The sequence below is a fragment of the Streptomyces sp. NPDC056222 genome (assembly GCF_042264065.1).
Classification (GTDB): domain Bacteria; phylum Actinomycetota; class Actinomycetes; order Streptomycetales; family Streptomycetaceae; genus Streptomyces.
Genome location: NZ_JBHJTL010000049.1, coordinates 49,665 through 63,165 on the forward strand (window position 1 = coordinate 49,665; position 13,501 = coordinate 63,165).

General features: G+C 72.0%; 9 protein-coding genes. 6 read left to right on the plus strand and 3 right to left on the minus strand.

The features are described from left to right. The first annotated feature begins 8 nt into the window (after nt 1-8). From ACFC0D_RS22760 to ACFC0D_RS22775, 4 genes are all read left to right on the plus strand, one after another. Nucleotides 9-248 (plus strand): DUF2630 family protein, encoded by a 240-nt coding sequence (locus ACFC0D_RS22760; protein WP_376438838.1) that lies wholly within the window; start codon nt 9-11, stop codon nt 246-248. 333 nt (nt 249-581) lie between these two features. Further along, a complete protein-coding gene (locus ACFC0D_RS22765) occupies nt 582-2,543 on the plus strand; it encodes an FUSC family protein (protein ID WP_376438802.1) in 1,962 nt (653 codons plus the stop codon). 199 nt (nt 2,544-2,742) lie between these two features. Beyond that, complete coding sequence (locus ACFC0D_RS22770; RefSeq protein ID WP_376438805.1) at nt 2,743-4,215, plus strand: APC family permease; 1,473 nt, start codon at nt 2,743-2,745, stop codon at nt 4,213-4,215. A gap of 142 nt (nt 4,216-4,357) precedes the next feature. Next, nucleotides 4,358-5,347, plus strand: coding sequence for a hypothetical protein (locus tag ACFC0D_RS22775; protein ID WP_376438808.1), 990 nt, complete (start codon nt 4,358-4,360; stop codon nt 5,345-5,347). A 39-nt stretch (nt 5,348-5,386) separates the two neighbouring features. Here the strand turns inward: ACFC0D_RS22775 and ACFC0D_RS22780 are convergent, their stop codons facing one another. Then, nucleotides 5,387-7,453, minus strand: coding sequence for a PhoX family phosphatase (locus ACFC0D_RS22780; protein WP_376438811.1), 2,067 nt, complete (start codon nt 7,451-7,453; stop codon nt 5,387-5,389). A 446-nt stretch (nt 7,454-7,899) separates the two neighbouring features. Between ACFC0D_RS22780 and ACFC0D_RS22785 the strand changes: the two genes are divergently transcribed. Continuing rightward, complete coding sequence (locus ACFC0D_RS22785; protein ID WP_376438814.1) at nt 7,900-9,867, plus strand: VWA domain-containing protein; 1,968 nt, start codon at nt 7,900-7,902, stop codon at nt 9,865-9,867. 15 nt (nt 9,868-9,882) lie between these two features. Here ACFC0D_RS22785 and ACFC0D_RS22790 read toward each other — a convergent pair whose 3' ends face one another. Continuing rightward, nucleotides 9,883-11,067, minus strand: coding sequence for a sensor histidine kinase (locus tag ACFC0D_RS22790; RefSeq protein ID WP_376438817.1), 1,185 nt, complete (start codon nt 11,065-11,067; stop codon nt 9,883-9,885). After that, on the minus strand, nt 11,064-11,717 hold the full coding sequence (locus tag ACFC0D_RS22795; RefSeq protein WP_376438820.1) for a response regulator transcription factor: 654 nt from the start codon (nt 11,715-11,717) through the stop codon (nt 11,064-11,066). The genes ACFC0D_RS22790 and ACFC0D_RS22795 overlap by 4 nt, the downstream gene beginning before the upstream one ends. A 127-nt stretch (nt 11,718-11,844) precedes the next feature. On the opposite strand from ACFC0D_RS22795, the gene metG reads away from it, so the two are divergent. Further along, nucleotides 11,845-13,452: a methionine--tRNA ligase gene (metG, locus tag ACFC0D_RS22800; protein WP_376438823.1), complete on the plus strand. Its 1,608-nt coding sequence runs from the start codon at nt 11,845-11,847 to the stop codon at nt 13,450-13,452. Nucleotides 13,453-13,501 lie beyond the last annotated feature (49 nt).

The window sequence follows — 13,501 nt, forward strand, 5'->3', positions numbered from 1 at the left end:
TGGACCAGATGTACGACGACGAGCAGATACTGGCGAACATCGGCGCCCTCGTCGAGGAGGAGCGGGCCCTGCGGCAGCGGGTCGGCGGGCTGCTCGACGAGGAGCGAACCCGGCTCGCCGAGCTGGAGGTGCAACTGGACCAGTGCTGGGACCTGCTGCGCCAGCGGCGAGCGAAAGCGGAATTCGGCGAGGACCCGGACACGGCGGCGGTCCGCCCAGCCGCGGAGGTGGAAAGCTACCGCAGCTGACGCCCCCGCCCCACCAGGTTGTGGGCAGGCGTTCCGCAGGGCTGGGGGTCCCCCCGGACGGAGTCTGGGGGAGGGTGGGCACAACCCACAACGGCGCCGCACCCGTAGGCACCGGGAGCCTGGGCCCGGCAAGGGCGCCGTTCCGTTGTGCCCACCCCTTCCGCCCCAGCGGAACAGTTGCCCACAACGGGGTGGGACGAGCGGGAGGGTGGGTACCGCCCAGCGGGACGATTGCCCACACGGTGGGCGGCAGGCCGGGAGGCTCGTGGGCACCGCCCGTGGAACGAATGGTCGCAACGGGGATGGACAGGCTCCCCGCCGTAAGTTGGTCGCATGGCGCGTACCCCCCGGCTCACCCCGCCCCCCTGGCTCACCGCCGGGCTTCGACCCGCTGCCGCGCCCATCCCCTGGGCCGCCGTCGCCCGCGCCTCCGTCGCCCTCGCCGCGCCCCTCGCCGTCGGCTTCGCGATCGACGAGCCCGTCTACGGCGCCCTCGTCTCCATGGGCGCCCTGTCCGGCGTCATCGGCGACACCGCAGACGCGTACCGGATGCGGTTCTACAACATCGCCGTCCCCCAGCTCTTCGGCGCGCTCGGCGTCACCCTCGGCACCCTCGTCTTCGACCAGGGCTGGCTCGCCGTCGTCGTCCTGACCCTCGTCGCGCTCGTCTCCGGGATGATCTCCTCGATCGGCGCCGTCGCCTCCGTCTCCGGCCTGCTGCTCCTCCTCAACGCGGTCGTCGGCGCCGGCCTGCCCATGCCCGAGCCCTGGTGGAAGGCGCCCCTGCTGCTCACCCTCGGCGGCGTCGTGGTCCTGTTCCTCACCCTGCTCGGCTGGCCGATGCGCGGCGGCATCCCGGAGCGGGTGGCGGTGGCCGGCACGTACCGGGCCGTCGCCGAAGTCCTCGAAGCCGCCGGGTCGGAGACGTACGAAGAGAAACGCCAGGCCGTCACCACCTCCCTCAACCAGTCCTACGACCTCGTCCTCGCCCGGCGCGCCCGCTTCCACGGCCGCGCGCCCACCCTCGTCCGGCTGCTCGCCCAGCTGAACGTGGTGATCCCGCTGGTGGAGGCCGCCCCCGCGGCGCACTTCGCGGCCCGGCGGTTCCACCGGCCGCTGCCCGCCGAGATCCCGGCCGCCGTGCGCGAGCTGGCCGACACGATCGAGGAGGACGGCCGCACCGGCACCCCCGTCCTGGACCTCCCGGAGGCCGTGCGCCCGTCCGAGAAGGCCGTCGACCAGGCCCTGCGCCATGCCGCGACCGTCGTACACGAAGCGGAACCGAACCCCTTCAACGTCGACGACCGCCTCGGCCGCCCCGCCGCCCTGCGCGTACGGGTCCGGCGCACGGCCCGCTCCGTCCTGTTCTCCGAGGCGTCCTGGCGGTACGGGCTGCGGCTCGCGCTCTGCATCGGCCTCGCCCAGGCGCTGGTCTCGCTCATCGACGTACCCCGCTCCTACTGGGTCGCCCTCACCGTCACCTTCGTCCTGAAGCCGGACTTCGGCTCCGTCTTCTCCCGCGCCGTGCTGCGCGCCGCCGGCACCGCGGTCGGGCTCGTCACCGCCGCCCTGGTCTTCGCCGAGGTGCCTCGCGGCTGGTGGTACGTCCCGATCATGCTGGTGCTCGCCGGGCTGATCCCGGCCTTCTCCGCGAAGGGGTACGCCTTCCAGACCGCGGCGATCACCCCCGTCATCCTGCTGCTCTCCGACCTCCTCAACCACCAGGGCTTCGACCTCGTCCTGCCCCGGCTGTGGGACTCGCTCGTCGGGTGCGCGATCGCGCTGGTCGCCGGATACCTGCTCTGGCCGGAGTCCTGGCACAGCCGGATCGGCGACCGGCTCGCGGACGCCGTCGCCGACTCCGCGGACTATGTGAACCGCGCGTTCTGCACGCCCGAGCAGGCGGACCAGGCCGCCCGGATCCGGGCCCGGCGCAGGCTCTACCGCGACCTGTCGGCCGTACGCTCCGAGTTCCAGCGCGCCCTGACCGAACCGCCGCCGACCGGCACCGTCGCCTCCGCCTGGTGGCCGCTGGTCGTCGCCGTGGAACGGATCGTCGACGCGACGACCGCCGCCCGAGTCCGCGTCAACCACGGCGCACCCGCCCCCGACCCGGCGGAAGTGGCGGAAGTGGAACAAGAGTTGCGGGAGCTCGCCGACGGGCTGCGCAGCAGCGCCGTCCTGGTGGAGGTACGGACGGAGCTGAACGGCGACGAGGAGGGGGTTCTCGCACCGCTGCGCCAGGAGGTGAGCGCGGCCCGGGCCATCGCCACTCCCCGGCGCGAGACGGACTAAACACCCGACGCGGGGCGTACGGATGCCCTTACCGGCGGTCACTGAACGGAACCCTCCATACCGCCGTTACCGGAATCCACAGGTGCGACTACGATGCGCTCGATTCACCTTGATCCGTGCTCGTTCCGGCGAACAAGTGACCCGGCGACACGGTCACTTCGTCCTGCGCCACCCCCACGTGCCCCCAAGGACATCCGCCATGCGCACCACCACCGGCAGAGGCCTCCAGCCCAATGTCCTCGGGACCTTCGACACGATCGTCATGGCCGTCGCGGGCAGCGCACCCGCCTACTCGCTGGCCGCCACCACCGCCGTCCTCTTCGGCACGGTCGGCCTCGCCGGACCGGCGGCGCTGCTCTACTGCGCGATACCGATGCTGGGCATCGTGCTCGCTTACGCCCGCCTCGGCCGGATCGACGTCAACGCGGGCGCCGGATACTCCTGGGTGGGGCGCACCCTCCACCCCTTCCTCGGCTTCCTCTCCGGCTGGGCCCTCGTCGTCTCCGCGACCGTCTTCATGGTCGCCGGGTCGCTGCCCGCCGGCGCGATGACGCTCTCCCTGATCGATCCGGAACTCGCCGACAACACCCCGCTGGCCGCCGCAGTCGGCGCGGGCTGGTTCCTGATGATGCTGCTCGTTGTCCTCGGCGGCGCCCGGCTCACCGTACGGGCCCAACTGCTCATGTCGGGCGTCGAGATGCTGATCCTCGTCGCGTTCGTCCTGGCCGCCGTCCTGCACCGCGGACACGCCACCGCCTTCGACTGGTCCTGGTTCGGCTTCGAGCACTTCGACGGCCCGGCCGGCTTCGCCTCGGGTGCGCTGATCGCCGCGTTCTACTACTGGGGCTGGGACGTCACCAGCAACCTCAGCGAGGAGACCCGCAACAGCCGCCGCACCGCCGGGCTCGCCGCTCTCGTCGGCGTCGGCGTCGTCTTCCTGCTCTTCGAGGCGTTCACGGTCGCGGTCAACGTGCTGCTGAGCGCGGGGCAGATCGAGTCCGCGGGGGCGAACGTCCTGGCCGTCCTCGGCCAGGAGATCTGGCCGGGCGTCGGCGGAAAACTGCTGATCCTCGCGGTGCTGCTGTCCACGGTCGCCACTCTGGAGACCACCCTCATCCAGGTGACCCGCTCGCTGTTCGCGATGGGCCGCGACCGCACGATGCCGGCCGCGCTCGGCACCGTGCACCGCCGCTGGAACACACCGTGGGTGGCGATCGCCGCCGTCGGGGCCGCGGCACTGCTGATGTTCGGCGCGGCGGCCGCCGCCGGTTCCATGGGGTCGATCCTCCGCGACGCGGTCTCCGCGATCGGCCTCCAGATCGCGTTCTACTACGGCCTCGCGGGCATCGCCGCGGTCGTCGCGTACAAGGGGATGCTGCTGACCTCCGTACGCAACTTCCTCGTCGGCGGCGCCTGGCCGCTCCTCGGCGCCGCGTTCATGCTGTGGGCGTTCGTCGAGTCGCTGGGCGAACTCTCCACGACCTCCCTGACCATCGGCCTCGGCGGGCTGCTCGCCGGGGTCGTCCCGATGCTCGTGTACTGGCGGAAGGGGAGCGCGTACTACCGCCCGGCCCGACTCGACGCGGCGCGCGCGCTGGCGGCGGCGGACCCGTTCGGCCCGACGAGGCCGCGGGCCCGGCGGGCGGACGAGAGCTTGGCCACGGACTTCTGACGGCGGGGCTCCCACTCGCCACTCGACCACCGGTCACCGAGCCACCGGTCACTGAGCTTCTGGTTTCTGAACTACTGGTCACTGAACTACTGGTCACTGAACTACTGGTTTCCGAACTACAGGTTTCCGAGGGAGGACCCGGATGGCCGCTCTCCGCCGACCGTCCCGCTCGGCGCGCTCGACGCGCTTCACGCCCGACCTCGACCCGGACTTCGGGGACCGCGCGCTCACCGAGGCGCGCCACGACATGGTCATCGGCCGCTGGCAGGGCGTACGGGACCTGCTGCGGGCGACGGGCGAGGACTGGCCGCGCCGGACGCACCGGCTGCGGCTCCTGGCGCACGCCGCCGCGGGCAGCTCGACGGTCGACGCCTGGCGGGCGGCCGAACCGGACAGTCCGGACGCGGCGGTGCTACGGGCCGCGACCGAGGTGGTACGGGTCTTCGACACGGCCATCGCGGCCGGCCGGGGCAGCATCGTGGACCGGGGACGGCTCGACGCGACCGTGGACTCCTGCCTCGGCGCGGCGCAGGCGGCGCCCGCGGACCCGATGCCGTGGGTCTCACTCCTGTCGGTGGCGCGGCTCTACGAGGGCGGGGTGCAGCGGCGCGAACTACGGCAGTGGTTCGACGAGTTGCGGCGGAGGGACCCGTACAACACGGAAGGTCACGCGCAGCTGCTGCGCTACTGGTCGGCGCGGTGGCACGGCACGCACGGCGCGATGTACGACTTCGCCCGGGACGCGGCCGGCGTGGCGCCACCGGGCTCGCCGCTGCCGATCCTGGTCCAGCTCGCGCGGGTGGAGGAGTACCGCTACATCGCGGACGGCGCGCTCGGGCGGGGCCCGGTGCGCGGCTTCGACCAGCACTGGAAGCACGAGCTGGCGGTGACGGAGCTGCGCCGGACGCACGCCCGCTGGATCGGCGGCCGGGAGCCGGGTCGTCCGGTGGCACCGGAGGAGGTGCCGGACCTCAACTACCTGGCCCACGCGGCGTGTTACGCGGGCCAGGTGGAGGTGGCACGAGAGGTGCTGGGGATGCTCGGGGCGCGGGCATCGTGGGTGCCGTGGTCGTACACCGGGGATCCGGAGGAGCAGTTCGTACGGTTCAGGGAGGGCCTGGGGGTGGTGTGAGGGGCGGTGCCACGCCCCCCACACCACGTCTCACTCGGCTCAGACGCCGATGTCGCGACCGTCCTTGCGCCAGACGGCGACCACGGACGGGCGGACGATCTTGCCGGGTCCGTCGGGCCACTCCGACTTGGGGTTCTCGACGGAGGCACCGTCGATCTCGCCCGGGTGCTGGACGGCGACGACGACGCGGCGGTCCTGGATGATCGGGCCGCAGGTCTCGGCGCCCTTCGGGACCGTCAGGAACTGCTTGAGCTCACCGCGGCGCTCGCCCTTCGTGGCGACACCGAAGAGTCCGTCGTGCGAGCCGAGCTGGTTGCCGTCGGTGGAGATCCACAGGTTGCCGTGCGGGTCGAAGGCGACGTTGTCCGGGCAGGAGATGGGGGAGACCTTCTCCTTGGGGAAGCCCGCGAAGTACGTGGCCGGGTCGTTCGGGTCGCCGGCGACGAGGAAGAGACGCCAGGCGAAACCGTCGGAGGACGGGTCGTCCCAGTGCTCGGCGAGCTCCAGGATCTGGCCGTGCTTGTTGAGGTTGCGCGGGTTGGCCTCGTCCGCACCGGCCTTGCCGGCCTTGCCGCGGTCGGAGTTGTTGGTGAGCGCGACGTAGACGCGGCCGGAGCGCGGGGACGGCTCGACGTCCTCGGGGCGGTCCATCTTCGTGGCGCCGACCTTGTCACCGGCGAGGCGGGTGAAGACGTACACCTCCTCGGCGGTCATGCCCGGAACGTGGGAGACGTCGCCGGTGGCGAGCGGGATCCACTGGCCGCTGCCGTCGAACTCACCGTCGTTGGGCAGCTTGCCCGTGCCGTCGATCTCGGCCGCCGGGCTGTCGCCGGTCAGCTTGGCGACGTAGAGGGTGCCCTCGTCGAGCAGGGTGAGGTTGTGCTCGCGGGCGGCGCGGGAGCCGCCCTTCTTCATCCGCTTCGACGAGACGAACTTGTAGAAGTAGTCGAAGCGCTCGTCGTCGCCCATGTAGACGACCGGCCGGCCGTCCTCGGTGAGGCGGGGCTGCGCGGCCTCGTGCTTGAAGCGGCCGAGCGCGGTGCGCTTCTTCGGGGTGGAGTCGGGGTCGTACGGGTCGAGCTCGACGACCCAGCCCTGGCGGTGGACCTCGTTGGGCTCCTGCTTGAGGTCGAAGCGCTTGTCGAACCGCTCCCACTTGCGCTCGGAGGCGCCGGTGCCGATGCCGTAGCGCTTGTCGGTGGCGCTGGAGCCGTTGGCGAAGTACTGGTTGAAGTTCTCCTCGCCGTGGAGGGTGGTGCCCCACGGGGTGGTGCCGCCGGCGCAGTTGTTGAGGGTGCCGAGGACCTTGCGGCCGGACGGGTCGGCGGAGGTCTTCAGCAGCGCGGAGCCGGCGGCGGGGCCGGTCAGCTCGAACGCGCTGGTGGTGTGGAGGCGGCGGTTGAGCGGGTGCCGGGTGACGGGCGTGAGCTTGCCGGAGCGGTGCTCCTCCTGGACCACGACGACGGAGAGACCGTGGGCGGCCCAGGCGATCTCGACCTGCTCGCGGGTCGGGTTGGCGGCGTCGTAACCCTTGAACATCAGGATTTCGTCGGTGTACTCGTGGTTCGCGACGAGGACCTGGCGGTTGTGCTCGCCACGGAGCGGAAGCAGGCTCAGGAAGTCGTTGTTGTATCCGAACTGTCCGGCCTGCGCCTTGGCGGTCTGCTTGTCGGCGTCGAAGGCCGGGGCGCCGCGGAGGATCGGCTCGCCCCAGCGGATGACGACGTTCTGCTCGTAGCCGGAGGGGACCGTGACCTTGTCGGCGGTGTTGGGCGCGACGGGCGCGAAGCGCAGGCCCCGGGCGCCGTCGGAAGGCTTGCCGGGCTTGTGCCCGTAGCCCTGGCCGTCGGCCGGGGAGGCGACGGCGGGGGTGCTGCCCGAACCGACGACGGCGGCACCGGCGGCGGCCGCGACGGTGACGACGGCGGCGGTGCGCATCATCGAACGGCGGGAGTAGGCGCCGGCTATGACGTCGCCGACGTACTCGTTGTCGCTGGTGTTGGGCACCTCGTGGAAGCAGGCGTCACCACAGCGAAACCGACAGGTGAGGGCGGAACGGCCGCCTCCGTGCGGGTTGGTGCTCAGCAGCGGCAGCAGTTTGCGCACTTGGTCCTCCTCCGGCGCGTACCAGCGCCGCCCCTTGGTCCCGACATGGTGTCGGGATTCCGTCCGCGGTGACGTTATGTGTGCACATCTGCACGGGGGCGGCGGTGGAGTGAACGTCGGATGAATGCGGGGGAACCGGGGGCGGTTGATGGGCGGTTGGGAGGCCGTCGAGGGCGGATCGGCGAGGGGGCGGGAGGGCGGGTCGGGGCCGGGGCGAGGGCGGGGCGAGGGCGGGCCGGGTGTCCGCTCGAGGGGCCGCTCGGGGGGCGTTCGAGAGGCCGTTTGAGAGGCCGATCATGGAGCCGCTCGAGGGCCGGACAGGTGGCCTATGGGGCGCCGATGGCGACACACCAGGGGCCGCTAACCTTACGTGTCCGCCCTGGCCAGGGATGATTCCTCCCAGTACGGACATTCATCGCACCCAACTCATGCGAAAGGCCTCGCCCATGGGCATTCGGAGCTTGCTGCGCAAGGTGTTCGGACGCGACCGTGCGGACCAGCACGACGAAACTCCGGCAACCTCCGTCCCGCCCCAGGCGGACCGCGCGACGTCCGAGGAGCAGCAGTCGGTGACGCTCCCCTCTCCGACGTCCGCGGAACGGACGACGGAGCCGGCGGGAACGGCCGCTGCGGCGCCGGAGCGGGCGCGCGCGTCGACGCCGGCACCCACCCGCTCGAAGGAGTCGGCGGCACAGCGCGCCGCGGACGACCTGGTGGCGGCCGCCTTCGACAACCCGAAGGTCCCGGGCGCGAGGTCGTCGGAGCCGAAGGCGACGGAGGCGACGGCGGCCACGGAGGCCACGGACGCTGTGGCCGCGGTTCAGCCGGAGCCGGTTACGGCCGAGGTCGAGGTCGAGACGGCTGCCGCCGAGGCGGAGCCGGAGGCGGTTGCGGCCCAGGTCGAGGTCGAGACGGCTGCCGCCGAGGCGGAGCCGGAGCCGGAGGCGGCCGACACCGAGGTCGAGACGGCTGTCGCCGAGGCGGAGCCGGAGGCGACCGCGGCGGCTGAGGCCGGGGCGGAGGCCGAGGCCGAGGCCGAGGCGCTCGCTTCGGACGAGACCGAGGCGACCGACGCGACGACCGAGGCGGACGTCGAGGCGGTGGACGCGGCCGAGGCCGAGCCGGAGGCACCCACGGCGGACGCGGCGGTCGAGGTCGAGCCGTCGGTCGAGGCGGACGTCGAGGCGGCTGACGCCAAGGCGGAGCCGGAGACGACGGCGGACGCGACGGCGGACGTCGACGAGGCCGAGGCCGAGCCGAAGGCAGCCAAGGCTGACGCCGAGGTCAAGGCCGAGGCTGACGCCGAGGTCAAGGCCGAGGTGGACGCCGAGGTCGAAGCCGAGGCACCCACGGCGCAGGAAGTGGCCGTTGCCGAGCCTGAGGCCGAAGCTCCCGTCGAGCCGGAGGCGCAGAACGACACCGAGGCCGACGCGGCAGAGCCGCAGGCTCAGGACGAGCTCGTCGCAGCTGCCTCGGACGCCGCTCCCGTCACGGAGACCGCGCCGGAGGCAGACGTCGCGCCCGACACCACCCCCGGACCGGAGGCCGAGTCGGAGACGTCCGCCGACGACGCCACCGAGCCCGAGGCCGCACCCGTCGCCGACGAGACCGCACCCGAGCCGGTCGCCGCACTCGTCGCGGACGAGACCGCACCCGAGCCCGAGGCCACGCCCGTCACGGACGAGACCGCGCCCGAGCCGGTCGTCGAGGCCGTCGCGGACACGGTCACCGAGTCCCCCGAGCCGAAGGCGCAGGACACCCCCGCCACCTCCCTCGCCCGGGTCAAGGCCGACGCCCCCCACCTGGTCGACGCGTACAAGGCCGCCGGGGCCGCGCTCAAGAAGCAGGGGCTCGTCGGGGCGCGGGCCGCCGTGTACCTCGTCGTCGACCGCTCCGGGTCGATGCGCGGGTACTTCAAGGACGGCTCCGTGCAGCGCATCGCCGAGCAGACCGTCGCCCTTGCCGCCCACCTCGACGAGGACGCCACCGTCACCGCCGTCTTCTTCTCGACGGACATCGACGGCACCGCCGAGCTCCGCCCCCAGGGCCTCGAGGGCCGCATCGACGAGATCAACGCGGGCCTCGGCCGCCTGGGCCGTACGAACTACCACCGCGCCGTCGAAGAGGTCCTCGCCCACCACGAGAAGGCCGACCCGACCCGACCCGCGTTCGTCGTCTTCCAGACCGACGGCGCCCCCGAGTCGAAGACCGCCGCCACCCAGGCCCTCGCCGAGGCCGCCGACCGCCCGGTCCACTGGCAGTTCGTGGCCTGGGGCGAGGAGGACAACAAGGCCTTCGACTACCTCCGTAAGCTCACCGCCCCCCGCACCGGCCACTTCCTCGCCGGCGCGACCCCGTCCGAGACCGCGCACTCCGCGTTCTACGGCGGGCTGCTCGCCGACTGGCGGATCTAGCAGCGGCGCGAGGCCTCAGGGCCTGGTGGTGACGGGCAACGTCACCGTCACCACCAGGCCCCCGCCCTGCTCCACCCCACGCGCCACGGCCCCGACCGTGCCGCCGTGCGCCGCCGCGATCGACCGTACGATCGACAGACCGAGCCCAGCCCCCGGCCCCATCCGGTCGCGCCCCTCCCCTCGACGGAAGGGTTCGAAGAGCCCGGGCACGTCGTCGGCCGCCACCACGGGCCCGGTGTTGACGACGGTCAGCACGCCTCCCTGGACGGACACCTCCACCGACCCGCCGGGCACGTTGTACGCGACCGCGTTCGCGACGAGATTCCGTACGAGCTGCCCGAGCAGCACCCGGTTCCCCCGCACGACACCGCCGGCAGAGGCCACACCGTCCCCCGCGACACCGCCCCCGGCACCCCCCGCAGACGCCCCCACAGCCACAGCGGCCGCCCCGGCCATCCCGGCCGGCCCGGCCACCACCCCCACCCCATACGTCTCGCACTCCTCCTCGACGACCTCCCCCAGCCGCACGTCCTCCCGCGCCTCGAGGCCCCGCTCGCTCCGGGCCAGGAGCAGCAGCCCCTCGATGAGCCGTTCGCTGCGGCGGTTGCTGTCCAGCAGCACCTGCTTGACCTCGGAGGAGTCGTCCAGCCCGACCTGGATCGCGGCGCGCTGCGTGGCGAGCGGGGTCCGCAGCTCGTGCGAGGCGTTCGCGATGAACCGCCGCTGGCTGTCGAACGCCGCCTCCAGCCGGCCGAGCAGCGCGTCGATCGTGTCGCCGAGCTCCTTCAGCTCGTCGTCGGGCCCGCCCGCCGCGATCCTCTCGTGCAGGTTCCGCTCCGAGAGCCGCCGCGCCCGCGCGGTCATCTCGTGGACCGGCCGCAGCACCCGCCCGGCGGTCCACCAGCCCACGACGACCGCGCCGAAGGCCATGACGACCAGGGCGAGGCAGGACCACATGAGCCACTGCTCGCCGGCCGCCCGGCTGACGTCGTCGCTCAGCCGGTACGCGGTGACCGTCTCGAACGGCGCCACCACCCGCACCCGCGCCGCTATGGCCTCCGCCTCCCCCTCCGTACCGGCCCGGGACAGCAGGTTCACGACCCCCAGCAGACAACCGCCGAGGACGACGAACACTCCCCCGTACACCAGCGCGATCCGGGTCCGGATCGTCGAGCCCGCCCCGAGGAGACCCGCGCTCACAGCGCGTACCCCACGCCCTGCACCGTCCGGATCAGCGCGGGCTCGCCGAGCTTCGCGCGCAGCTTGCTCATGCAGACCCGTACCGCGCCCGTGAAGGGGTCGATGTGCGCGTCCCAGGCGCGTTCCAGGAGCTCCTCGGCGGAGACCGTGGCGCCGTCCGCCTCCAGCAGGATCTGGAGCACGGAGAACTCCTTCGGGGAGAGGTCCAGCGCACGGCCGTCCCTGGTCACGGACCTCCGCACGGTGTCCATGACGATCCCCGCCCGTTGCAGCTGCGGCGGTACGGGACGGGCGCTGCGCCGCCGCAGCGCCCGCACCCGGGACACCAGCTCGGGGAACTCGAAGGGCTTGCCGAGATAGTCGTCGGCGCCGAGGTCGAGCCCCTCGACCCGGTCCTCGGTGGAGGCCGAGGCGGTCAGCATCAGGATCCGCGTCCGGGCGGCCTCGGCGACGAGCCGGCGTGCGACCTCGTCGCCGTGGACGCGGGGGAGGTCGCGGTCGAGGACGACGACGTCGTAGTCGTGCAGGCCCAGGTAGGCGAGGGCGGCGTCGCCGCTGTAGACGGTGTCGACGGCGAAGCCGGCGCGCCGCAGCCCGGTGGCGACGAGCTCGGCGAGGACCTCCTCGTCCTCGGCGACCAGCACCCGCATACGTTCCTCCCTCGCCCCTGCCTCACCGGTACTTTCTACGGGGCCGAACGTTTCGCGGACGTCTCCGTGCGCCCACCACCCGTTATCGATGTGAGTGGATCTTGAACTGCCCGTTAGGATTTCGACCATGGCGGCCACTGGATCCGAGAAGCAGGGGGCGAAGGCGTTCTACGTCTCGACCCCCATCTACTACGTCAACGACGCTCCTCACCTGGGCCACGCCTACACGACCGTCGCAGGCGACGTGCTCACGCGCTGGCACCGTCAGCGCGGCGAGAAGGTGTGGTACCTCACCGGCACGGACGAGCACGGTCAGAAGATCATGCGCACGGCCGAGGCGAACAACGTCACGCCCCAGGCCTGGTGCGACAAGCTCGTCGAGGAGGCCTGGAAGCCCCTCTGGGAGCACCTGAACATCGCGAACGACGACTTCATCCGGACGACGGAGAAGCGTCACACCGACCGCGTGCAGGAGTTCGTGCAGGACCTGTACGACAAGGGCGAGATCTACAAGGGCGGGTACGAAGGCCCGTACTGCGTGGGCTGTGAGGAGTACAAGCTCCCGGGCGATCTCATCGAGGCCGAGGACGGCACGAAGCTGTGCGCCGTCCACAAGAAGCCGGTGGAGATCCTCAAGGAGGAGAACTACTTCTTCAAGCTCAGCGAGTACGGCCCGAAGCTCATCGAGTTCTACGAGTCGAACCCGGGCTTCATCCAGCCGGAGTCGGCGCGCAACGAGGTGCTGAACTTCGTCAAGCAGGGCCTCGAGGACCTCTCGATCTCGCGCTCGACCTTCGACTGGGGCGTGCCGGTCCCGTGGGACGAGAAGCACGTCATCTACGTGTGGATCGACGCGCTGCTGAACTACGCGACGGCGGTCGGCTACAACGAGAACCCGGAGAAGTTCAACGAGACCTTCCCGGCCAACGTCCACCTCATCGGCAAGGACATCCTGCGCTTCCACGCCATCATCTGGCCGGCGATGCTGATGGCCCAGGGCCTGCCGGTGCCGGGCCGCGTGGCCGCGAACGGCTGGCTGATGGTCGGCGGCGAGAAGATGTCGAAGTCGAACCTGACGGGCATCAAGCCGCAGGACCTGACCTCGCACTTCGGCGTGGACGCGTACCGCTGGTACTTCCTGCGCGCGATCGCGTTCGGCCAGGACGGCTCGTTCTCGTGGGAGGACTTCACCGCCCGCTACACGAGCGAGCTGGCGAACGACTACGGCAACCTGGCGTCCCGGGTCGCGGCGATGGTCGGCAAGTACTTCGACGGCGCCCTGCCGGCCGCGACGGCCGACGGTGACGCGGAGAAGGCGATCCACGAGGGCCTGGCGAAGGCCGTCGCGACGGCCGACCTGAAGATCGGCGAGGAGCTGGACTTCCAGGGCGGCATCCTGGCGATCTTCGACTTCGTGAAGCAGGTCAACGGCTACATCACGGAGCAGGAGCCGTGGAAGGTCGCGAAGGACGAGTCGGAGACGGGCCGCGCCCGCCTGGCGACGATCCTGTACACGGCGGCCGAGTCGCTGCGCGCGGTCGCGGTCCTGCTGAACGCGATCATGCCGGAGACCTCCCAGAAGCTCTGGGACTCCCTCGGCGCGGAGGCCACGCTGGGCGCCCTGTCCACGCAGCCGGTCCAGTCGGCCGGCGACTGGGGCCAACTCCCGGCGGGCTCGACGGTGACGAAGGGCGCGGTGCTGTTCCCGCGCCTGGAGGAGCCGAAGAAGGACTAGTACGTCCCCCTCCCGTACACACGACGGTGGCCGCCGCTCCCTCAGGGGG